This window comes from Microbacterium sp. bgisy189, assembly GCF_965345345.1.
Lineage (GTDB): Bacteria > Actinomycetota > Actinomycetes > Actinomycetales > Microbacteriaceae > Microbacterium.
The window spans coordinates 236,358-258,488 of sequence record NZ_CBDRMZ010000001.1 but is presented as its reverse complement, the minus strand read 5'-3'; the positions used below and the strand labels follow the sequence as shown (position 1 = coordinate 258,488).

Annotated in this window: 18 protein-coding genes, 1 tRNA gene and 1 riboswitch; of the genes, 9 read left to right on the top strand and 10 right to left on the bottom strand. The window is 69.4% G+C overall.

What is annotated here, in order from left to right:
- The first annotated feature begins 24 nt into the window (after positions 1-24).
- From ACSF8R_RS01290 to ACSF8R_RS01275, 4 genes are all read left to right on the top strand, one after another.
- Positions 25-2,589 carry a transglycosylase domain-containing protein gene (locus ACSF8R_RS01290; protein WP_434810036.1) on the top strand — a complete coding sequence of 855 codons (2,565 nt, stop codon included), beginning with the start codon at positions 25-27 and terminating at the stop codon, positions 2,587-2,589.
- A gap of 32 nt (positions 2,590-2,621) precedes the next feature.
- Positions 2,622-3,548 carry a metallophosphoesterase gene (locus tag ACSF8R_RS01285; protein WP_434810035.1) on the top strand — a complete coding sequence of 309 codons (927 nt, stop codon included), beginning with the start codon at positions 2,622-2,624 and terminating at the stop codon, positions 3,546-3,548.
- A gap of 49 nt (positions 3,549-3,597) precedes the next feature.
- Positions 3,598-3,674, top strand: a tRNA-Pro gene (locus ACSF8R_RS01280).
- A 71-nt stretch (positions 3,675-3,745) separates the two neighbouring features.
- Positions 3,746-4,510, top strand: a complete 765-nt coding sequence (locus tag ACSF8R_RS01275) for an HAD-IIB family hydrolase (RefSeq protein ID WP_434810034.1) — start codon at positions 3,746-3,748, stop codon at positions 4,508-4,510.
- A 107-nt stretch (positions 4,511-4,617) separates the two neighbouring features.
- Here ACSF8R_RS01275 and ACSF8R_RS01270 read toward each other — a convergent pair whose 3' ends face one another.
- The 7 genes from ACSF8R_RS01270 to ACSF8R_RS01240 form a co-directional block, all read right to left on the bottom strand.
- Positions 4,618-5,868 carry an alpha-hydroxy acid oxidase gene (locus tag ACSF8R_RS01270; protein ID WP_434810033.1) on the bottom strand — a complete coding sequence of 417 codons (1,251 nt, stop codon included), beginning with the start codon at positions 5,866-5,868 and terminating at the stop codon, positions 4,618-4,620.
- A gap of 24 nt (positions 5,869-5,892) precedes the next feature.
- Entirely contained in the window at positions 5,893-6,597 is a 705-nt protein-coding gene (locus ACSF8R_RS01265) for a FadR/GntR family transcriptional regulator (RefSeq protein WP_434810032.1), read from the bottom strand.
- Between the two features lie 62 nt (positions 6,598-6,659).
- Positions 6,660-7,313 (bottom strand): thymidine kinase, encoded by a 654-nt coding sequence (locus tag ACSF8R_RS01260; protein ID WP_434810031.1) that lies wholly within the window; start codon positions 7,311-7,313, stop codon positions 6,660-6,662.
- Positions 7,314-7,330: 17 nt separating this feature from the next.
- A complete protein-coding gene (locus tag ACSF8R_RS01255) occupies positions 7,331-9,229 on the bottom strand; it encodes a DUF2207 domain-containing protein (RefSeq protein WP_434810030.1) in 1,899 nt (632 codons plus the stop codon).
- A gap of 38 nt (positions 9,230-9,267) precedes the next feature.
- Positions 9,268-10,743, bottom strand: coding sequence for a malate:quinone oxidoreductase (locus tag ACSF8R_RS01250; protein ID WP_434810029.1), 1,476 nt, complete (start codon positions 10,741-10,743; stop codon positions 9,268-9,270).
- A gap of 91 nt (positions 10,744-10,834) precedes the next feature.
- Positions 10,835-11,908, bottom strand: a complete 1,074-nt coding sequence (locus ACSF8R_RS01245) for an aspartate-semialdehyde dehydrogenase (RefSeq protein WP_434810028.1) — start codon at positions 11,906-11,908, stop codon at positions 10,835-10,837.
- Positions 11,909-12,085: 177 nt separating this feature from the next.
- Positions 12,086-13,372 carry an aspartate kinase gene (locus tag ACSF8R_RS01240; RefSeq protein ID WP_434810027.1) on the bottom strand — a complete coding sequence of 429 codons (1,287 nt, stop codon included), beginning with the start codon at positions 13,370-13,372 and terminating at the stop codon, positions 12,086-12,088.
- A gap of 131 nt (positions 13,373-13,503) precedes the next feature.
- Between ACSF8R_RS01240 and ACSF8R_RS01235 the strand changes: the two genes are divergently transcribed.
- The gene (locus tag ACSF8R_RS01235) at positions 13,504-13,905 is read left to right on the top strand and encodes a DMP19 family protein (RefSeq protein ID WP_434810026.1); all 402 of its coding nucleotides are present in this window, start codon (positions 13,504-13,506) and stop codon (positions 13,903-13,905) included.
- Complete coding sequence (locus ACSF8R_RS01230) at positions 13,905-15,299, top strand: threonine/serine ThrE exporter family protein (protein WP_434810025.1); 1,395 nt, start codon at positions 13,905-13,907, stop codon at positions 15,297-15,299. Before ACSF8R_RS01235 ends, ACSF8R_RS01230 begins: the two co-directional genes overlap by 1 nt.
- 11 nt (positions 15,300-15,310) lie before the next feature.
- Here the strand turns inward: ACSF8R_RS01230 and ACSF8R_RS01225 are convergent, their stop codons facing one another.
- The 3 genes from ACSF8R_RS01225 to ACSF8R_RS01215 are packed head-to-tail and all read right to left on the bottom strand — an operon-like array spanning position 15,311 to position 19,031.
- Complete coding sequence (locus tag ACSF8R_RS01225; protein ID WP_434810024.1) at positions 15,311-16,228, bottom strand: DMT family transporter; 918 nt, start codon at positions 16,226-16,228, stop codon at positions 15,311-15,313.
- A gap of 28 nt (positions 16,229-16,256) precedes the next feature.
- Positions 16,257-16,850, bottom strand: coding sequence for a recombination mediator RecR (recR, locus tag ACSF8R_RS01220; protein ID WP_434810023.1), 594 nt, complete (start codon positions 16,848-16,850; stop codon positions 16,257-16,259).
- A 3-nt stretch (positions 16,851-16,853) separates the two neighbouring features.
- Positions 16,854-19,031, bottom strand: a complete 2,178-nt coding sequence (locus ACSF8R_RS01215; protein WP_434810022.1) for a DNA polymerase III subunit gamma and tau — start codon at positions 19,029-19,031, stop codon at positions 16,854-16,856.
- A gap of 87 nt (positions 19,032-19,118) precedes the next feature.
- A riboswitch (TPP riboswitch) is annotated at positions 19,119-19,213 on the top strand.
- Here ACSF8R_RS01215 and thiM point away from each other — a divergent pair.
- The 3 genes from thiM to thiD all read left to right on the top strand — a co-directional run bounded on the left by thiM (position 19,205) and on the right by thiD (position 22,124).
- Complete coding sequence (gene thiM, locus ACSF8R_RS01210; protein ID WP_434810021.1) at positions 19,205-20,020, top strand: hydroxyethylthiazole kinase; 816 nt, start codon at positions 19,205-19,207, stop codon at positions 20,018-20,020. (Overlaps the previous riboswitch by 9 nt.)
- Complete coding sequence (gene thiE / locus ACSF8R_RS01205; RefSeq protein WP_434810020.1) at positions 20,017-20,682, top strand: thiamine phosphate synthase; 666 nt, start codon at positions 20,017-20,019, stop codon at positions 20,680-20,682. Before thiM ends, thiE begins: the two co-directional genes overlap by 4 nt.
- Positions 20,679-22,124, top strand: coding sequence for a bifunctional hydroxymethylpyrimidine kinase/phosphomethylpyrimidine kinase (thiD, locus tag ACSF8R_RS01200; RefSeq protein ID WP_434810019.1), 1,446 nt, complete (start codon positions 20,679-20,681; stop codon positions 22,122-22,124). The genes thiE and thiD overlap by 4 nt, the downstream gene beginning before the upstream one ends.
- The last annotated feature ends 7 nt before the right edge of the window (positions 22,125-22,131 follow it).

Sequence of the window (22,131 nt, the reverse complement as noted above, 5' to 3'; positions counted from 1 at the left end):
GCAATCTCCCCTACCATCAAGCCTATGCCCCACAAGAAACGGACGGCCAGCGGTGTGCTCGGAGGTCTACTCGGTCTGACCGCGCTCAGCGCGATCGCCGGTGTCCTCGTCACCGCAACGGTCACCCCCGCCCTGGCCGTCTCGGGCTACGCGGCATCCAGCGCCATCACGATGTTCGACAAGATGCCGAGCTACCTCGAGATCGACAAGCTCATGCTGCCGACCGAGATCTACGTGCTGGACGAAGACGATGAGTACGTCAAGCTCACCGAGTTCTACGACCAGAACCGCATCCCCGTCACGTTCGACCAGGTCAACCCGGTCATGTACGACGCGATCCTCTCCAGTGAGGACAAGAACTTCTACTCGCACGGCGGCGTCGACCTCGTCGGCACCCTCGGCGCGCTTGCCGAGGGCGAAGGTCGCGGTGGTTCGTCTATCACGCAGCAGTACGTGAAGAACGTGCTGCAGCAGAACTGCGAGTTCCAGGCGGTGAACCAGGACGAGGTCGACGCCTGCTTCGCGCAGACGACCGTCTCGGTGGGCGCCGACGGCTACAAGCGCAAGCTGCAGGAGATGCGCTACGCGATCCAACTCGAGAAGGAGTACTCGAAGGACGAGATCCTCATCGGGTACCTCAACATCGCATCGTTCGGCGGCAGCGTCTACGGCATCGGCGCGGCGGCCCAGTACTACTTCAGCAAGAGCGCGAAGAACCTGACGATCGCCGAAGCGGCCACGATCGCGGGCATGGTGCAGGAGCCGAACAAGTTCCGCATCGACATCGAGGACAGCGAAACCAACGGCGCTGAGAACGGCTATGCGCTGACCACGGATCGTCGCGACTACGTGCTGCGGCGCATGCTCGAAGACGGAAAGATCACGCAGGAAGAGCACGACGAGGCTCGAGCGAGCGAGATCACCCCGAAGATCACCGAGCGCGAGCAGGGGTGTGACCAGGCCGACGGCGCGAAGTTCTTCTGCGACTACGTCACGTCGATCATCGCCAGCGACACTGCCTTCGGCGAGACAGACGACGACCGCAAGGCGGCCCTCCGTCGTGGCGGCCTGAAGATCTACACGACGCTCGATTACGACCTGCAGAAGACCGCGAACGAGGCGATCGACATCGTCCCCGCCAACCGCGACGACATCAACCTCGGCGCCTCCGGCATCCAGGTCGAGGTCGGCACCGGCCGCATCCTGTCGATGGTGCAGAACCGGCCGTACGAGGCTGCGGCAACGGAGGATGACGGCAAGACGACGGCTGTCAATTACAACGTCCGCCGGCAGAGCAACGGCGGTGGCCACTCGGCCGGGTCGACGTACAAGCTCTTCAGCCTGCTGAACTGGATGGAGCAGGGACACTCGGTCAACGAGTTCGTGAACGGCCGCGTCGGCACGAAGACCGTCGAGACCTGCGACGGCGCGACCGCCACCGTCGAGGCGAACAACAACGGCGGCATCGGCAACTTCGAGAGGAACCCCGGCTACACCGGCACGGTCGCCCGCTTCACGAAGGACTCACTCAACTCGGGCTTCTTCGCGATGGCCGAGCAGATCTCCGTCTGCACCACGAATCAGCTCGCGATGAAGCTCGGAGTCAGGCTCGACAACGGTGGAGCACTCGACCAGAACAACTATCCGTTCAACGTGCTCGGTGACCAGGCGGTCGCCCCGCTCGACATGGCGCAGGCCTATGCGACGGTCGCTTCAGGCGGCATCTACTGCGAGCCGAAGTCGATCGACCGGGTCGTCAACGCGCAGGGCGAAGAGCAGGCGATCCCTGAGACGAAGTGCGAGCGCGTGCTGAGCGAAGCCGTCGCGAACACCGCGGCCTTCGTGCTCGAAGACGTCATGAACGGCACGGCTGTCGGCGCCAAGACGTACGACGGCACCCCGATCTTCGGCAAGACCGGCATCCACGAGTACATCCATACCTGGATGGACGGATCATCGACCGAGGTCACGACGGTCGTGTGGGTCGGCAACGTCATCGGCACCAAGAAGCTCAACAACTACTACGAGGCTGGCTGGACGCTCTCTCGCATCCGTAACGCCATCTGGCCCGACATGCAGCGCGCCGCCAACGCCAAGTACGGCGGCGACAGCTTCCCCGAGCCCGACGCGACGCTCACCAAGCGCACCTACGTCACGCTGCCGAGTGTCATTGGCATGTCGACCGAGGATGCCGAGCGCACGCTCGAGAACGCCGGATTCAGCGTGAACGTCGGCGCGGCAGTGGATGCCACCGAGAGCGCCGGCACAATCGTCGAGCAGAGCCCGGGCGCCGGGCGTGTCGCGGCCGGCACGAGCGTGACGATCCGGCCGTCGAACGGCAAGGGCTCGACCGTCCCTGCGGTGAGCGGTTCACCGCAGGACGCGGCGAACCAACTGCGGTCCGCCGGGTTCACCAACATCGACTCCTCCTGTTCCGAGAGCGACGGCGCCCCACAACAAGGCGCGGTCACGGGCACCGACCCGGCCGCGGGCCAGACGGTGAGTCGCGATCAGAAGATCACCATCCAGTACCAGGCGAAAAACTGCGACGGCAACGGCAACGGCAACGGCCGGGGCGACGACGATTGACCTGCGAAGCTGATCGGCGAGCGACGGCCCAGGTGAACCCCTGGGCCGTCGCCGCGCTGGGCACCCTCGGCGCGTGCGCAGCCGGGGCGGTGTGGGGTGTCGGCATCGAGCGTCAACTGTTCACCGTCCGACGCCACGACATACGCGTCTTGCCCGCCGGCAGCCCGTCATTGACGGTGTTGCACATCTCTGACGCGCACATGGCTCCGTGGCAACACCGCAAGCAGCGCTGGATCGCGGAGACCGCGGAGCAGGTGCAGCCCGACTTCGTGATCAACACCGGCGACAACCTCGGCCACGCCGACGGCCTCATCGGCATCCGCGCCGCCTTCGCGCCGTTGCGAGGTGTGCCCGGCCTGTTCGTGCACGGATCGAACGATGTCGTGGGCCCGAAGATGCGCAACCCGTTGAAGTACTTCTCCGGCCCCTCGAGCGGACACATGCGCGCCGAACGCCTCGACACGCAGGCGATGGACGACTGGTTCACGGACGAGATCGGCTGGACCGACCTCAACAACACCGCGGCACGTCTCGTGGTGGATAGCCTGCGCATCGACGCGTTCGGCGTTGACGACGCCCACCGCGATTGGGATGACCTCGACGCGCTGCCACCGGCCATCGCGCGACTCCGTCCCCGTCGACGACACACCGATCTGACGCTCGGCGTCACGCATGCGCCATACACGCGTGTGCTCGACCGCTTCGTCGAACTCGGCGCCGACGCGATCCTGGCGGGACACACGCACGGCGGGCAGGTGCGCATCCCGTTCTCGAAGAAGGCGCTCGTCGCGAACTGCGACATCCCGCTCGATCAGGCGCGCGGCCTCAGCCGCTGGACCCACGCGGGGCGGCACGTGCCGCTCAACGTGAGCGCCGGACTCGGCCACAACATCTACACCCCGGTTCGGTTCGCGTGCCGCCCCGAACTGTCGGTACTCACCCTGCGTGCCGCGCCGTGACCCGATTCGCGGGAGCGCCCCTCAACGGGTAGACTCGGAGGGTTGCCACCGGGGTGTGGCGCAGCTTGGTAGCGCGCTTCGTTCGGGACGAAGAGGCCGCAGGTTCAAATCCTGTCACCCCGACCAGAGAAAGGCTCCGCCACGATGACGAATCGGGCGGAGCCTTTCTGTATCACACACGAGAGGACCACCTTCGAATGACCATTCCTCGCCTGGTCGCGTTCGACCTCGACGACACGCTGGCCCCGTCGAAGACTGCGATCGATCCCCGCATCGGCGACCTGCTGCTCGCGCTCGCCGAGCGGGTCGAGGTCGCGATCATCTCCGGCGGACAGCTGCAGCAGTTCCAGACCCAGGTCGTCGAACGCCTCCCCCAGACCGATGCCGAGACCCTCGCGCAGTTCCACCTCATGCCCACATGCGGCACGCAGTACTACCGGCTCTCCCCCGATGGCGTCTCCACCGTCTATGCGCACAAGCTGACCGACGACGAGAAGGAACGTGCGCTCACCGCCGTCCGCGAAGAAGCTGAACGGCTGGGCCTGTGGGAGGCCGAGCCGTGGGGCGACATCCTCGAAGACCGCGGCTCGCAGATCACCTTCTCCGCGCTCGGCCAGCGGGCACCGCTCGACGCGAAGACCGCCTGGGACCCGACCGGCGAGAAGAAGAACACGCTGCGTGACGCCGTCGCCGCCCGCATTCCCGACCTCGAGGTTCGCTCGGGCGGATCGACGTCGGTCGACATCACCCACCGGGGCATCGACAAGGCGTACGGGATGCGTCAGCTTGAGCAGGAGACCGGCATCGCCCTCGACGACATGCTCTTCGTCGGCGACCGGCTCGACGAACACGGCAACGACTACCCGGTGCTCGCGATGGGCGTCACCTGTCACGCCGTCGACGGCTGGGAGGACACCGCCGCGTTCCTCGACGAACTCATCCCGACGCTCCCGCGGCGCTGAGGTCTCGATACACCGGCGCTACGCGCCGGCACTCGACCACCGGAGTGATACACCGGAGTCGACCCGGTGATCGAGTGCCGCGGCGACGCCGCGGTGTATCGAGATCCCTAGACCCGTGCGCGATCCGCGGCGACGGGCGTGAGTCGCTGCAGCTGCGTGACGTGGCGCGGTTCCAGCTCTGCCAGCGACGAGACACCGAGCAGCTGCATCGTGCGCTCGATCTCGGTGCGGAGGATCTCGATCGCGCGGTCCACGCCGCGCCGGCCGCCCGCCATCAGGCCATACAGGTACGCGCGGCCGATAAGGGTGAACTTCGCGCCGAGCGCGACGGAGGCGACGATGTCGGCGCCGTTCATGATGCCAGTGTCGACCATGATCGTGGCATCCTGACCCACTTCACGCACGACCTGCGGCAGCAGGTGGAACGGCACGGGCGCGCGGTCGAGCTGGCGACCGCCGTGGTTGGAGAGCACGACGCCGTCGACGCCCAGATCGACGAGCTTCTTCGAGTCGGGCACGTTCTGCACACCCTTGACGACGATCTTGCCGGGCCACAGGTCGCGGATGACCTGCAAGTCCTCATAGCTGATCGTCGGGTCCATGGCGGAGTTCAGCAGCTCTCCGACGGTGCCGCCGGTCGTCGTCAGCGACGCGAACTCGAGCGACGGCGTGGTGAGGAAGTCGATCCACCACCACGGCCGCGGGATCGCGTTGATGATCGTGCCGAGGGTCAGCTGCGGCGGGATCGAGAACCCGTTACGCTTGTCGCGCAAACGCGCACCCGCAACCGGGGTGTCCACGGTGAACATGAGCGTGTCGAACCCGGCGTCCGCGGCACGCTTGACGAGGCCGTAGGAGATCTCGCGCTCGCGCATGACGTACAGCTGGAACCAGTTGCGCCCGTGCGGGTTGGCGGCGCGCACGTTCTCGATCGAGGTCGTGCCGAGCGTGGAAAGAGTGAAGGGGATGCCGGCGGCCCCCGCCGCCCCGGCACCGGCGATCTCGCCCTCAGTCTGCATGAGCCGTGTGAAGCCCGTGGGTGCGATACCGAACGGCAGCGCCGAGCGGCCGCCGAGGATCTCGCACGACGTGTCGACACGTTCGGCCGGACGCAGGATGTCGGGGTGGAACTCGATGTCTTCGAACGCGTGCCGGGCGCGCGCCAGCGACAGTTCACCCTCGGCTGCGCCGTCGGTGTAGTCGAACGCCGCCTTCGGGGTGCGGCGCTTGGCGATCGTGCGCAGGTCGTCGATCGTGAGTGCCGCGCCGAGGCGCCGCTTGGTGCCGTCGAGCTCGGGCTTCTTGAACTGCATGAGCTGGAGCAGCTCGCGCACATCGGGGAGTTGTCGCTGGACCATGGTGGACTTCTTCCTGGGTTGCGGTCAGGCGTCGCCGAAGCCGGCGGCGGCGTAGTAGCCGGTGATGTGGGAGGCGACGAGTGCGCGGGCGCGTTCGGCGTCGCCCGCTTCGATCGCCGCGAGGATGTCGGTGTGCTCCTGCACGAGGTGGGCGGCGGTCACGGGCCAGTCGGGGATGCGGTGCGATCCCTCACGGACGTAGCCCTCGATCGCGGTCCGCAGCCCACCCATGGTCGCTGCAACGATGACGTTGCCGGTCGCTTCGCTGAGCCCCAGATGGAATCGGGCGTCGAGCGCGAGGAACTCCTCGATCGACAGGGCGGGGTCTGCCATCGCCTCGAGCGTCGTGTGCACGTCGGCGAGGTCCAGCCCATCCGCTTGCGCGAGCTGACCGGCCGTCCAGTCCTCGAGGATGAGTCGGGTCTGCACGACATCCGCGATCGGAAAGCCGTGTGCGGCGACCTGCAGGCGCAACAGTTGCGAAAGGCCCCCGCGAGGCGTGGCGATGATGATCGCCCCTGAAGTGGGCCCTGAGCCCGTTCCGGTGCGGATGAGGCCCATGACCTCGAGCACGCGCAGGGCTTCGCGGACGCTGGAGCGGCCGACCGAGAGCGTCGCGGCGAGTTCGCGCTCGGGCGCGAGCCGGTCGCCGGGTTTCAGGGTGCCGTCCAGCAGGTCACGCTCGATCTTCTCGAGCACGACGCGCCACGCGCGCGTGGTTTCCGGCATCCGGACCTCCTTTGGTCTGACCACAGTACGCCTGTGTGGTCAGACCATGCAAGTCGGCCGGGTCAGCGCAGGCGCCCGCCCGACTCGCGCAGATAGCACTCGGCGCACATCGACTCGTATGTCACGCGGTCGGCGCTCAACTCGTCGATCGCGACCTGGTCGCCGTCGAAGACGAACCGGCCGCCGACCAGGCGTGCGTTGAACAGCGCTTTGCGTCCGCACCGGCAGATGGTCTTCAGCTCTTCGAGGCTGTGCGCCAGTTCCAGCAGTCGCGCCGAACCGGGAAAGGCGCGCGTCTGGAAGTCGGTGCGGATGCCGTAGGCGAGCACGGGCACGTCGTCCTCCACGACGATCCGCAACAGGTCGTCGACCTGTTCGGGGGTGAGGAACTGCGCCTCGTCGACGAGGAGGCACGCGACGTCAGGCCGAGCACCTGTCGCGGCAGACTCCGGGATGAGCGCCTCCTCGGCGAGTTCCTTCACGCGGGCGCGATGCTGCCCGAACAGCACGCGAAGGTCGTCACCGGGCCGGATGAGGAAATCGACCTGCCGCGCCACGCCGAGGCGGCTGGAGATCTGATCAGCGCCCTTCGTGTCGATCTCGGGCTTTGCGAGCAGAATGTGCTGCCCGCGCTCCTCGTAGTTGTAGGCCGCCTGCAGCAGCGCGGTGGACTTGCCGGAGTTCATCGCGCCGAAGCGGAAGTACAGTTTGGCCACCAGAGGATCCTAGCGATTCAGCGCCCACCGATCCCGCCGCCGCCCCCTCCGCCACCCGAGAAGCCGCCACCGAACGACCCGCCCGAAGACGACCAGCCGCCCGAGGAAGACGACCCGCTCCCCCGCCCCGACGACACCGGCGCGGCGGCGGCGCGGCCGACGCTGTTCGACGCCGCCACCAGCACGCGGGTGCGCAGCAACGGATACACGTCGACGTGGAGGTCGGCGCCGGCCGGTGCAACCGATCGGATGACCTCGGCCCACTCACGCTCCAGCCCCCACAGCACCGCATACGGCAGGAGTCGCTCGTAGACGTTGACGACGTCGCCCGGTGCGTCATCGCCGAACGCGCGACGACCCGAGGTCACGAGCTCTGCCGTCGCGGGAGCCTGCGCGGCCGCGAGACGCTCCCGCTCGGCGACACGGAGATACAGCTCGATCCCCTCGAGCTCGCGCGCGTGCGCGCCGCCCTGGTCGGTGAGCACCGTGTTCGGCAACGGCCACGCCCACGAGGCGACGAGACCGACCAGACAGAGGATGACACCCGCGCCGAACAGCACTCCACCCGCCGGGCCTTCGGCGTGCGCCAAGAGATCCTCGGCGTTGAACCACAGGGCACCCGCCACCACGAGCGATGCGGCACCCACCGCGAGGCGCGCGACTCCCACCCATCCGGGCCGGATACGGCGCAGCCCGGCCTTCACGGTCTCCGGGTCGATGCGCCGCACGTACTGCTGCAGCTTCTTGGTCGGCTTGTACCGGAGCACCGCGAGTTCGCGTCGCGCACCGGCAGACGCCTTGCTGCCGAACAGCGCGTTCACGAGCGCAAGGTCATCGCCGTCGAGGCCTTCGCGGTCGGTCAGCACGAGCGCGAAGTCACGCGCCTGGGCGCGTTCCCCGCTGCCGTGGATCTCGATGCGGTCGCGCACTGCGAGGTCGACGATGTGCGCGGCGAGCGCGCGCCGCGGTCGATCGAGCACGCCGGCCGACCGGGTGAGCGAGATCTTCAGCGGCGTGTAGTGGGCGATCACGGGCGTGCGATCGGGGTTGCGACGAAGGCGACTGCCGATCACCGCGAGCGTCGGGATGCCGGCGAGTCCGACGAGCAGGCCGGCGCCGCCGAGGATCCAACCGCCCCAGCTCACGCCGCCCGGCGGCAGCGACGGCGCCACGAACGCCCCTCGGCGGAAGGGGACGGCGACGGTCACGTTCTCGTAGGCGCCCTGTGCGCCGGCCGAGACCGACAGTGCGACAGCACCCTCCCCCGGTTCGTCGGCGGCGATCGGCCATGCGCCGTCCGGCTGCGGCCCGATCAGGTCGCAGGTGTCGGTCGAGCCCTGCACGCCCTGATAGCAGCTGACGCCCTCGGTGAGCAGCTCGGCGGCGAGATCACCCGCGACGTGCACCGTGACGTCGACAGCGCCGAACGGTTGGGCGTGGTCGGTGCCGATCGTGTCCCAGAAGAACTCGTCGACATCGGTGTCGTCGTACGAGATGACGACATCGCTCATGCGATACGTGATCGTGTAGGTCTGCTCGCCGTGCACGAAGTCGTCGCTCCCGGTCAGCACGAAGACGTATTCGTCGTCCTCTTCGGTCCACCACGGGATGCGGGCGCCGTCGGCGTCGCGGACGTCGTACACCAGCGTGTCGAAGTCGATGCCGTCCTGATGCTGCGGCAGTGCGCGCACCATGCCGCGGTTCTGGTCGAACTCGGGGAACAGCGCGACGAACGTCTCCTGCACGTACAACTGGGCGACCCCGTCGTCGTCACGGGCCAGGTAGTAATCGCCGGTGAACGACGAGAACTCGAAGTCGTCGACGTCGGCCTGTGCCGCCGGTGCGGGTGCGAACGGTGCGAGCGCGAACAGAAAGGCGACGACGACACCGACGACCGAGGCTGCACGCCGCGGCATCCGTCGTCGTCCCATCGCTCCCCCTGCGTCGATGCGTCTCAGACGTTGATCTGCAGGGCCTCTGCGGTCGCCGCCAGCGACGCCTTCGCCGCGTCGGGGCGCGGGTTGAGCGTCTGACCGTAGCTCGGGATCAGCTTCTTCAGCGTCGGCTGCCACTGCTCGATGCGATCGGGGAAGCACGTGCGCAGCAGGCCGAGCATGATGGATGCGGCGGTCGATGCACCCGGGGAGGCACCGAGGAGCCCTGCGATCGTTCCATCGGCCGAGGTGACGACTTCGGTGCCGAACTGCAGCACGCCGCCCTTCTCAGGATCCTTTTTCATGACCTGCGCGCGCTGACCGGCCTGGATGAGCTCCCAGTCCTCGTCCTTCGCAGTCGGCATGAACACGCGCAGCGAATCGACCTTCTTCCGGTGGTTCTTCATGAGTTCGCCGACGAGGTACGTGATGAGGCTCGGGTTGTCGATGGCGACCTTGAGCATCGGCAGGATGTTGCCGGGGCGCACCTGCGCGACGATGTCGGTGATCTTGCCCTGCTTGAGGAACTTGGGGCTGAACGTCGCGAACGGACCGAACATGAGCGACGCTTCGCCGTCGACGACGCGCGTGTCGAGGTGCGGCACCGACATCGGCGGCGCGCCGACCGAGGCCTGCGAGTACACCTTCGCCTTGTGCTGGGCGACGACGGCGGGGTTCGTGGTCTTCAGGAACTGCCCGCCGATCGGGAACACCCCGTACCCGTTGATCTCGGGGATGCCGGAGCGCTGCAGCAGCTTGATGGCCCATCCGCCGGCACCGACGAACACGAAGCGCGCCGAGACCGAACCGGGGGTGCGCCCGAGCGCGTTGCGGTAGGCGACCTTCCAGCTGCCGTCCCGCTGCTTCGTGAGATTGCGCACCTCCATGTTGGTGCGCACCTCCACGCCCTGGGTCTCGAGGTGGGCGAACAGCTGTCGCGTCAGCGCGCCGAAGTCGACGTCGGTGCCGGCGGGCACACGGGTCGCCGCGAACGGCTCGCCCTTGCGACGCTGCTGCATGAGCAACGGCGCCCACTGGTTGATGACGCGGGAATCCTCGGAGTACTCGATCCCGGCGAACAGCGGCTGCTCACGCAGCGCCTCATAGCGCTTCTTGAGGTAGGCGACATCCTTCTCGCCGCGCACAAAGGTCATGTGCGGCGTTGCATTGATGAACGTCGACGGACCGTCGAGGATGCCGGCGTCCACCCAGCTCGCCCACAACTGGCGGCTCTGCTGGAACTGTTCGTTGATCGAGACGGCCTTGGCCGGATCGACCGAACCGTCGCCCGCCTCAGGCATGTAGTTCAGTTCGCACAGCGCGGCGTGGCCGGTACCGGCGTTGTTCCACGCGTTGGAGGACTCCTGCGCGACCTCCGACAGGCGCTCGGCGACGAGGATCTTCCAGTCGGGCTGCAGCTGCTTCAGGAGCGTGCCCAGGGTGGCACTCATGATGCCACCGCCGATCAGCACGGCGTCATAGGTCTGGGTAGTCACAATCACCCAGTTTATCCCCGCCGTCCGGGCAGTCCCGCCGCTCGAGCCATGCCCAACCGGCAAAGACCGGGCTTCTTGCCGCCCGCGAAACTCAGACGGCGGCGGTCGCGAGGCGCTCGGCCACGACCTCGGCGATCTGCACCGCGTTCAGCGCCGCACCCTTGCGCAGGTTGTCGTTGCTGATGAACAGCACGAGCCCCTTGCCCGCCGGCGCCGACTGGTCTTCACGGATGCGGCCGACGTAGCTCGGGTCGTTGCCCGCGGCCTGCAGCGGCGTCGGCACCTCTTCGAGGCTCACACCGGGTGCCGACGCGAGGATCTCGCGGGCGCGGTCGGGCGTGATGTCGCGGGCGAACTCGGCGTGGATCGACAGCGAGTGACCCGTGAAGACCGGCACGCGCACGCAGGTACCCGCGACGCGGAGGTCAGGCAGTTCGAGGATCTTGCGGCTCTCGTTGCGGAGCTTCTTCTCCTCGTCGGTCTCGTTCTGACCGTCATCGACGATCGACCCCGCCAGCGGGATGACGTCGAATGCGATCGGCGCGACGTACTTTTCGGGCTGCGGAAAGTCGACCGCCGAACCGTCGTGCACGAGGTCGAGGGTGTTGCCCTGCGCGAGCACGCCTTCGACCTGGCCGAGCAGTTCCTGTGCCCCGGCGAGGCCCGAGCCGGAGACGGCCTGGTAGGTGCTGACGATGAGCCGCTCCAGGCCCGCCTCTGCGTCGAGGGGCTTCAGCACCGGCATGGCCGCCATCGTGGTGCAGTTCGGGTTCGCGATGATGCCCTTGGGCGGATTCAGCGTCGCGTGGGGGTTCACCTCGCTGACCACGAGCGGCACGTCGGGGTCCATGCGCCACGCGCTGGAGTTGTCGATGACGACGGCGCCCGCCTCCGCGAAACGCGGCGCGTGTGCGCGCGAGCCGGTGGCACCGGCAGAGAACAGCGCGATGTCGATGCCGGCGGGGTCGGCGGTCGCGACGTCTTCGATCACGATCGTCTCGCCGGCGAACTCGACCGCCGTGCCCGCCGAACGTGCGGTGGCGAACAGGCGCAGTTCGCGGATCGGGAACCCGCGCTCGGCGAGAATCTCGCGCATGACCGTGCCGACCTGGCCGGTGGCGCCGACGACGGCGACGGAGAGTCCGGAATCGGAGATGCGAGTCATGGCGGTACCTCGGGTGGTTCGACGCGCGGCCAGAGGCTCGCACGAGTGATGTGGAGCGCTACGGTGCGCGGATGCCCGGACGGGCGGTTGCCGCGATTCTACCCGCGCGCGTGCCGCGGCATCCGCCGTGTTGCGCTGCGCGACCGCCGGTGGTCGCAGGAATCCTGCCAGATGCGGTCAGCGACCGGTGCCGGCGTGCACAACGGCGTCGGCGTCACCGTCGAGGCCGTACGCGGTGTGCACGACGCGAGCAGCCTCGGCCAGGTCGTCGCCGCGGACGACGACCGAGATGCGGATCTCGGACGTCGAGATCATCTCGATGTTGATGCCGGTCGTCGACAGCGCCTCGAACAGGGTCGCCGAGACACCCGAATGGGTGCGCATGCCGGCACCGACGACCGACAGCTTGCCGATCTGGTCGTCGTGCACGAGGTTGTGGAACCCGACCTCCTGCTGCTCGGCGGTGAGCGCACGCAGCGCCGTGGCGGCGTCGCCCTTGGGGAGCGTGAAGGAGATGTCGGTGCGGCCCGTCGAGGCGGCCGAGACGTTCTGGACGATCATGTCGACGTTCGCGCCCGACTTCGCCACGATCTTGAAGATCTCGGCGGCCTTGCCCGGCACGTCGGGGACGCCGATCATCGTGATCTTGGCCTGGCTGAGATCGGTGGCGACCCCTGCGACGATCGGCTCTTCCATCTGTCCTCCTTCGATCCCCGCCGGCGGCGTCATGCCCGGGCCGAGCACGAACGTGCCCTGCGACGAGCTGAACGTCGAGCGGGAGTTGATCATGACACCGTGGCGGCGGGCGTACTCGACGGCGCGGATGTAGAGCACCTTCGCGCCGTTGGCGGCAAGCTCGAGCATCTCTTCTGCGCTGATGACATCGAGCTTGCGGGCCTTGGGCACGACCCGCGGGTCGGCGGTGTAGATGCCGTCGACATCGCTGTAGATCTCGCACACGTCGGCCTCGAGCGCGGCGGCCAACGCCACCGCGGTCGTGTCGGAGCCGCCGCGGCCAAGCGTCGTGATGTCGCGGGTGTCGCGGTTGAAGCCCTGGAACCCCGCGACGATGACGATCGCACCCTCGTCGAGCGCTTCGCGCAGACGGATCGGGGTGACGTCGACGATGCGGGCCGCGCCGTGGGTCGCGTCGGTGATCATGCCGGCCTGGCTGCCGGTGAACGAACGGGCCTCGAAGCCCATCGAGTGGATCGCCATCGCCAGCAGCGCCATCGAGATGCGCTCACCGCTGGAGAGCAGCATGTCCATCTCGCGAGGGGCCGGAATCGGCGCGACCTGCGACGCGAGATCGATCAGCTCGTCGGTCGTGTCACCCATGGCACTGACGGCGACCACGACATCGTGCCCCGCGCGACGGGCATCGACGATGCGCTTCGCGACGCGCTTGATGCTCTCGGCGTCGGCGACGGACGAACCGCCGTACTTCTGGACGATCAGCGCCACAGTGGAACTCCCGGGAGACAGCCGGCGACCGGTGGCCGGCGGGCGGGCGGATGCCGCAGCCCACCGTCCATCTTAGGGACGCGCTCAACACCCGGATGCCATATGACCGCGCCCCGCGTACCGTTGATGCCATGCGCTCCCCCGCCGAAGCCGTGTGGAACCGGGCCCTCGAGCTGCCGACGCCGGCAGCGGCCTCGCATCCCGGTGACGCCGCCCTGCTCATCGTGCTGACGTTCCATGGTCTCGTCACCAACGGCGGCCTGTTCAATGCCGTCGAACTCCACGGTCACGACGATGTGTATCCCATCGACGCGGTCGTCGAGGCCTACCACGCGCTCGGCCTGGAAGACGCCGCGGGCGCGATCGACAACGCCGCCCTCGAAGAGCGCGACATCGACGATGACGACGACGAGGCACGACGCGACGCCGAACGTCGCATCGACGCCACCTACACGGTCGATGAAGCCACCATCGAGTCGGCGCTGGCCGCGCAGCTGCGTGAGTCGCCGGGCGCGTTCGCTCCGCTGACCTGATGGGACGCCGCGACAAGGTGCTGCGGTCGCTGCGCGGCCTCGTGCAGCCGTCCGATACGGCCGCTCCGGCGACCGAACTGCTGCCGGTGATCGATGACCGGCTGACCGTCCGGGTGCTCGACCTCGCCATCCGCATCGGCGAGACGATGCTCGTCGCCGGCGCCCCCGCGAGCGAAGTGACGCTCACGATCGTGCGTGTCGCCGCCGCGTACGGCCTCGACCCCGTGCACGTCGACGTCACGTACAACTCCATCACTGTGGCCCATCACCGCAGCGGCGCCGACCGCCCCATTACCCTCATGCGCGTCGTGCGCGGTGCCGTGCCCGACCACACACGGCTGCAGCGGCTGCAGTCGCTCGTGACCGCCGTGCGCGCGGGGCTCCCCGTCGACGACGCCGTCGAGCAGGCACGCGCGATCCGTCGCGCACCGTTCCGCTACGCGCCACCGGTGGTCGTGCTCGCGCAGGCGATGCTCGCGGTCGGCGTGGCGATCATGTTCGGCGGCAACTGGCTCGTGCTCGCGCTGTCGTTCGTGGCCGCAGCCCTCGCCGCGACAACCCAACTGCTGCTCGGGCGGGCGCACGTGCCGTTCTTCTTCAGCCAGATCGCCGGCGCGTTCGTGCTCACGCTCGCAGCAGCCGCGGCATCCCTGCTGTCGGCGACCGGTTGGCCGGCGGCCGAGGGCATCAAACCCTCGGTGATCGTCGCGGCCGGCATCGTCATCATGCTCGCCGGCCTCACGGTCGTCGGGGCCGCACAAGATGCCATCGACGGGTTCGCGCTGACCGCGGGCGGGCGCATCCTCGAGCTCGTCACGCAGACCGTCGGCGCCGTGGTCGGCATTCTCGCCGGACTCGAAACGGCACGCCTGGTGGGGCTCGGCATGACGCCGCCGAGCGAAGCGCTCCCCTTCGGCCCCGTGCCGCTGCAGTTCGTCGGCGCCGCGCTCATCGCCGTGGCCGTCGCCGTCTTCAACGGCGCGGGTCTGCGCATCGTGGTCGTCAGCATCGTGCTGAGCGTCGTCGCGTGGGCCGTCTACGTCGCGACGTCGGCGGCGGGCCTCGAAGTCGCCGCCGCGAGCGGCGCCGGCGCCTTCGCCGGCAGCCTGGTCGGCATCATCGCGGCGTACCGCCTGCACGTGCCGTCGGTCGCGATCACCACCGCCGCGATCCTGCCGATGGTGCCGGGGGCAGCGGTGTTCCGCGGACTGCTGGGCGTCGTCGAATCGGGTGACGGCACCGCCGTGATGCTCGCCGGCTTCGCGACGCTCGCCGGAGCCGCGACGATCGGCATCAGCCTGGCGGTCGGCGCGTCGCTCGGCATCTACGTGGGCCAGCCGCTGCGCGCGTCGCTCGGCTCGTTCGACCGGTCGCGGGCACGCGTTCGCACCTGACCCCGACCGGATCAGGGGGCGGGGATGCCGACCGGACGTCGCGGTCGCAGGCGGCCGCCGGTCGCGGCGAGCCAGCATCCCACGATCACGAGCGGGAACCCGGCGAGCAGTCCGCCGGTGAGGTGCTCGCCGAGCACGACGACACCGAGCAGGATCGCGACGATCGGGTTCACGTAGGTGAACAGTGGCGCGCGAACCGGGCCGACCTCACGGATGAGCGCGAAGAACGCGATGAAGGCGACGGCGGTGCACAGGATGCCGAGCGCCACCAGCGAACCGGCGCTGCGGAGGCTCGGCACCTCGTGCTGAGTCAGCAGTCCGATCGGCAGGTAGACGATGCCGACCACCAGCAGCGAGAGGGTGATGGTGCCCAGGGACGGTACGTGCTTGAGTTTGGTCGCGATGATGAACGGGGCGATGGCGTAGAGCAGCGCGACCAGCAGCACCTCACCGACCGCGAGCAGGGCTGCGGGGTCGGATCCGACTGCGAGCCCGGGACCCGAGACGATGACGGCAACACCGGCGAACCCGATCAGCAGGCCGATGGCGCGCACCGGCGACAGCGCCGAACGATCACCTCGCAGCAGCGCGATGACCGCAGCGAACAGCGGCACGGTCGCCACCAGCAGCCCGGTCGTACCCGACGGAAGCGTCTGCTCGGCGTGCCCCAGCAGCAGGAACGGCCCGGCCATCTCGATCGCGCCGAACGCGAGCACCCACGGCCACACGCGAAGCGCCGGCCTCAGGGCGCGTCGACGCAGGGCGAGCGGCAGCAGAATGAGCGCACCCAGCAGCGTGCGCCCGGCCACGATCGCCGGCGGCGAGATCGTGTCGACCGCCTCTTTGATGAACAGGTAGGGCATGCCCCACAGCAGCGCCATCGCGGCGTACAGCACCCACCCGCGGGCAGACACCCCGCCGGTGCTCATGGCGCACTCGTGCGGGCGGATGCCGACATCACACGCTCCGGCGGCCCTCGAAAGCGCGGCCGAGGGTGACCTCGTCGGCGTATTCGAGGTCACCGCCGACGGGCAGGCCGGATGCGAGGCGGGTCACCGAGATCTCGAGCGTATGGAGGAGTCTGCTGAGGTAGGTCGCCGTCGCCTCGCCCTCGAGATTCGGGTTGGTCGCGATGATGACTTCCTGCACCGTGCCGTCGGCGAGCCGTTGCATGAGCTGCGCGATGCGGAGGTCGTCGGGGCCGATACCGGCGATGGGACTGATCGCGCCGCCGAGCACGTGGTACAGCCCTCGGAACTCGCGGGTGCGCTCGATCGCGGCGACGTCCTTCGCGTCTTCGACGACGCAGATGAAGGTCTGGTCGCGGCGCGGGTCGCGGCAGATGCCGCAGCGCTCCTGCTCGGACACGTTGCCGCACACCTCGCAGAACCGCACGCGCTCGCGCAGCTCGCCGAGGAGGTGCGACAGGCGCGACACGTCGAAGGTGGGCGTCTGCAGAATGTGGAATGCGATGCGCTGAGCGGACTTGGGCCCGATGCCGGGGAGACGCCCGAACTCGTCGATCAGGTCTTGGACGATGCCGTCGTACATGGGCTAGTTGAACCTCGTGGGCGGGGTATGGGGCTCTTCGCGGACGAATCGCGCGTCGAGCACCTGCCGAACGACCGCTTCACCGACCCGCTCGATGCCACCCGGCCGTGCTGTGCGGCCACTCGGTGTTGAGACGGCACGTTCGACGGCGACGGGTGCAGTGGGCGGCAGCGGGGCGTCGCCGTCGACCGGAGGAATCTCGTCTTCCTCTTCGTCGCCGTCATCGTCGGGGCGATGATCGGCAACGGCGGCAGGGCCCGTGATGACATCGCCGTCGCGGGGCGCCGTGAGCGTGCGCACCGGCACGGTCGCCGCCTCCTCCGGTTCGTCATCGACCGCGAACTGCGCCGACGCTCCCGGCTCGTCGGCGGGAATCGCGGCGACGGCCCACTCGGTGACCGGCGCGGTCTGTGCAGGTGCGCTTTCGCGTTGGGAGGTGGGCTGGGCTGTCGGTGCCGGGCCGCGCTGGGGAGCCGCGGGCCGCGCCGGTGCACCGCCGGCCGGACCGGATGCGGGGCGCTCGGGAGCGGGCTCGGACGGCCCCGGATCGTACGGGTCGGAATCAGACGGCTCGTACGGCGCCGGGTCGGGGTCGGGCGGCACGTCGTCCGAAGGTGCTGCGGTGCCGCCGGGCTCGCGCGTGGACGCGGCATCGCTCGGCTCGTGACGCGCAACGTACTTCACGCGGACGCCGAGGACCGATCGGATGGCGCCGCGCAGGTCTTCGCTCGGCCCCTTGCCAGCGGCGAGCTTCTTGAACGCCGCGACGTCGCTCTGCGTGCCGAACGCGAGCGTGAGCACGTCGTCATCGGAGTACGCGACCGCCCGCGCACCGGTCGCGAGCATCCACGACGACCGGCTGATCGGTTCGAGCTGTTTCAGGATTTCGGGCCAGGCCGCACGCACCTGCTCGAGCGTGACGGGGCCGGTCGGCGTCGGCGGTGCGGGTGGTGCGGGCGTTTCGTCTCGCTGCGCTCGCTCAACGACCGGGGGCTGCGCTCGCTCAACGACCGGGGCCTGCGCCGGGGCCTGTGCCAGCGGCTGCGCGGTCGCGGCAACGGCAACGGCAGCGCCACCGGCGAGGACGCGCGCGACGAGGAGTTCGAGCTGCAGGCGGGGCGAGGTGGCGCCGTTCATCTCGTCGAGCGTGGTCACGACGAGGTCGGCGATGCGCGAGAGCCGGTCGGTGCCGAAGGCGGCGGCCTGCCGGCCCATGCGTTCGAGTTCGTCGGCGGGCACGCCGCGCAGCACGGCGGTCGCGCCCTCGCCCGTCGCCGCGACGATGATGAGGTCGCGCAGACGCTCGAGCAGGTCGTCGACGAAGCGACGCGGGTCCTGACCGGTCTGCACGACGCGGTCGACGGCGCCGAACGCCGCACCCGCGTCGCCGCCCGCGAACGCATCGACGACCTCGTCGAGGAGCGCCCCATGCGTGTAGCCGAGCAACGCGACGGCGCGCTCGTAGCGGACGACCGTTCCCTCGGCGGAGTCGTCGGACCCGGCGATCAACTGATCGAGCAGCGAGAGCGTGTCACGGGGCGATCCGCCACCCGCGCGGACGACGAGCGGCAGGACACCGGTCTCGACCTGCACACCCTCGGCACCGCAGAGCTGCTCGACGTATTCGAGCATGGCGGCCGGCGCCACCAACCGGAACGGGTAGTGGTGGGTGCGCGAACGGATCGTGCCGATGACCTTTTCGGGCTCAGTCGTCGCGAAGATGAACTTGACGTGCGCGGGCGGTTCTTCGACGAGCTTGAGCAGGGCGTTGAAGCCCTGCGCGGTGACCATGTGCGCTTCGTCGAGGATGAAGATCTTGAAGCGGTCGCGCGCGGGCGCGAAGATCGCGCGCTCGCGCAGGTCTCGGGCATCGTCGACGCCGTTGTGGCTCGCTGCGTCGATCTCGACGACATCGAGCGATCCGCCGCCGCCGCGGCTGAGTTCGACGCAGCTGTCGCACTGCCCGCACGGGGTGTCGGTGGGGCCCTGGGCGCAATTGAGGCAGCGCGCCAGGATGCGCGCAGACGTCGTCTTGCCGCATCCGCGGGGCCCGGAGAACAGGTAGGCATGACCGACCCGATCACCGCGCAGTGCCGTCATCAGGGGCTCGGTCACCTGCGACTGACCGATCATCTCGCCGAAGGTCTCCGGACGGTAGCGGCGGTACAGGGCGGTGGTCACCCGAACAGCCTATGGTGTGGGCCCGACATCGGGGGTGCCGATGCGCGACGCGGTTGGACGCACGTCCGCGATGACGCTACGGTCGAGCACAGTGACACGGGGTGCCCGCACGGCGGGCTGAGACCACACCCGTCGAACCTGATCTAGTTCGTACTAGCGAAGGGATGTCGCGAATGAGTGTTCGCACGCCTGTCCATCCGTCCCCCGGCGCGGCGCTCGATGCGCTGCGTGCCGCACACCCGCTCGTGCAGTGCATCACGAACGCGGTCGTCACCGGCTTCACCGCGAACGCGCTGCTCGCCCTCGGCGCATCGCCCGCGATGTGCGATCTGCCCGGCGAGGCCGGCATGTTCGCCCGTGTCGCAGACGGCCTGCTCGTCAATCTCGGCAGTCCGCGCGCCGAACAGCGCGACGGCGCCCGCGAGGCGGTCACCGTCGGCACGCCGTGGGTGCTCGACCCCGTCGCGGTCGGCTCGCTGCCGGTGCGCACGGCGCTCGCGCACGAACTGCTCGAGCATTCCCCCGCAGTGATCCGGGGGAACGCATCCGAGATCCTCGCGCTCGCGGGGCGCTCGGCGGGCGGCCGGGGCGTCGACGCGCTCGACCGCCCCGAGGATGCGGCGAACGCGGCGCGCGATCTCGCGCGGCGCACCGGCGGCACCGTCGCGGTCAGCGGCGAGGTCGACCTCGTGACCGACGGCGAGCGCGACGCGTGGATCCACGGCGGCGATGCGCTGCTGACCCGCGTGACCGGCGGCGGCTGCACGCTGGGCGCGACGACGGCCGCATTCCTGGCCGTTGCTGCGCCGTTCGAAGCGGCCGTCGCGGCCTGCGCCGTGCATGCCGCGGCATCCGAACGTGCAGCGTCGCACTCGCGCCGGCCCGGCTCGTTCGCGGTCGCGTTCCTCGACGCACTCGACGCGCTGACGCCCGACGACCTCGCCGGCGACCGCGTGCGCATCGCCGGCCTGATCGGGGCGGCCTCGTGAGCGCGTTCGACCCGAGCCTGCACCTGGTCACCGATCACCGCCTCGAGGTCGACCGGCTCGTGGAGGTCGTCGAGGCGGCCGTCGACGGCGGGGTGCGCATCGTGCAATTGCGCGCGAAGACCGCTTCGGCCCGCGAACAGATCGAGCAGGCACGCCGGCTCGATCTCGCGATCGCAGGCAGGGCGCTGTTGCTGATCGACGATCGCGTCGATGTCGCGCTCGCAGCCCGCGACGCCGGTGCGCGAGTCGACGGCGTGCACCTGGGACAGAGTGACGTGCCGCCGCTGACGGCGCGTCGACTGCTCGGTGCCGAATCGATCGTCGGCTGGACGGCGAACCGGCCGGAGCACCTCACAGCCGCCGACGCGATGCCGGCCGGCACGATCGACTATCTCGGCGTCGGCGTCATCCGCCCCACGTTGACCAAGGCCGATCATCCGACACCACTCGGCCACGACGGGTTCGCGCGACTGGCATCCGCGACGACGCTGCCCTGCGTCGCGATCGGCGGCATCGGGGTCGACGATGTCGCACCGCTGCGCGCGGTCGGCGCCGCCGGCGTCGCCGTCGTCACCGCGGTCAGTGGCGCGAGCGATCCGCGTGGGGCTGCCGCCGCGCTGCGTGCGGCATGGGACGACGCCCGATCGGAGGTGGCGGCATGAGCCGGGCACGCGTGCTCAGCATCGCCGGCACCGACCCGACGGGCGGTGCAGGGCTGCAGGCCGACCTGAAGACGATCGGCGCACTCGGCGGCTACGGCATGGCCGTCGCGACCGCACTCGTCGCACAGAACACCCGGGGCGTGCGAGAGGTGCACGTGCCACCGGTCTCGTTCTTGCGCGCACAGCTCGACGCGGTCTCCGACGACGTGCGCATCGACGCCGTCAAGCTCGGCATGCTGCACTCGGCACCGCTGATCGACACCGTGCGCGAGTGGCTCGACCGCGTCGACCCGCCGATCGTCGTGCTGGACCCGGTCATGGTCGCCACCAGCGGTGACCGGCTGCTCGACGAAGAAGCCGTCACGGCACTGCGCGAGCTGTGCCGACGCGCCGACCTCGTCACGCCGAACCTGCCCGAGCTCGGCGTGCTGACCGATCGCACCTGGGCGACGACCTGGGACGAGGCGGTGGAGCAGGCACGCAGGCTGGCCGTCGACACCGGCGCGACGGTACTGCTCAAAGGCGGGCACCTCGCTGGCGGTGAGAGCCCGGATGCCGTCGTCGACGCAAACTCCGTGCACACCGTCGCCGGCACCCGCGTCGCGACCAGCAACACGCACGGCACGGGCTGCTCGCTGTCGTCGGCGATGGCGGTGCTGCGCGCCCAGGAGCTCGCCTGGCCCGAGGCGTTGACGCGGGCGAAGGCCTGGCTCACCGGCGCGCTGCTCGCGGCCGACGCGCTCGAGGTCGGCGGCGGCAACGGCCCCGTCGACCACTTCCACGAAGCGGTGCCCGCCGCGGGGTGGGCAGACCGCGCGTGGCGGGCGGCAGAACCGGTGCGCGCCGCAACCGACCGCTGCCGGTTCGTGCGCGGCTTGCGCGAGGGCACACTCGACCGCGACGCGTTCGACTGGTACCTCGCGCAAGACGCGCTCTACCTGCACGAGTACTCGCGGGTGCTCGCGCAGCTGTCCGCGACCGCACCGACCCGCGATTCACAGGCGTTCTGGGCGGAGTCGGCGCGCGGCGCACTCGCCGAGGTCGACCGGCTGCACGCACACCACATCGACGGCGACCTGCCGGCTGCAGCCCCCGCGACAACGGCCTACACCGACCACCTGCTCGCCGTCGCCGCCCGCGGCGACCACGCCGAACTGCTCGCCGCCGTCCTGCCCTGCTTCTGGCTGTACCAGGACCTGGGGCGGCGTTGGCGCGAGATCCCCCGCGACGGGCACGCCTTCGCGGACTGGCTCGACGCCTACGGCGATCCGGCGTTCGACGTGAGCACGCGGCGCGCGATCGAATTCGCCGACGCCGCCGCCCGCGCGTCGTCGGCTGCCGGTCGGGCACGGATGGATGCCGCCTTCGCCAGATCGATGCGACTCGAACTGGCGTTCTTCACGGCCCCGTTGCAGGACCGCGTCGACGTGCTGACGGGGTGATGCTCCG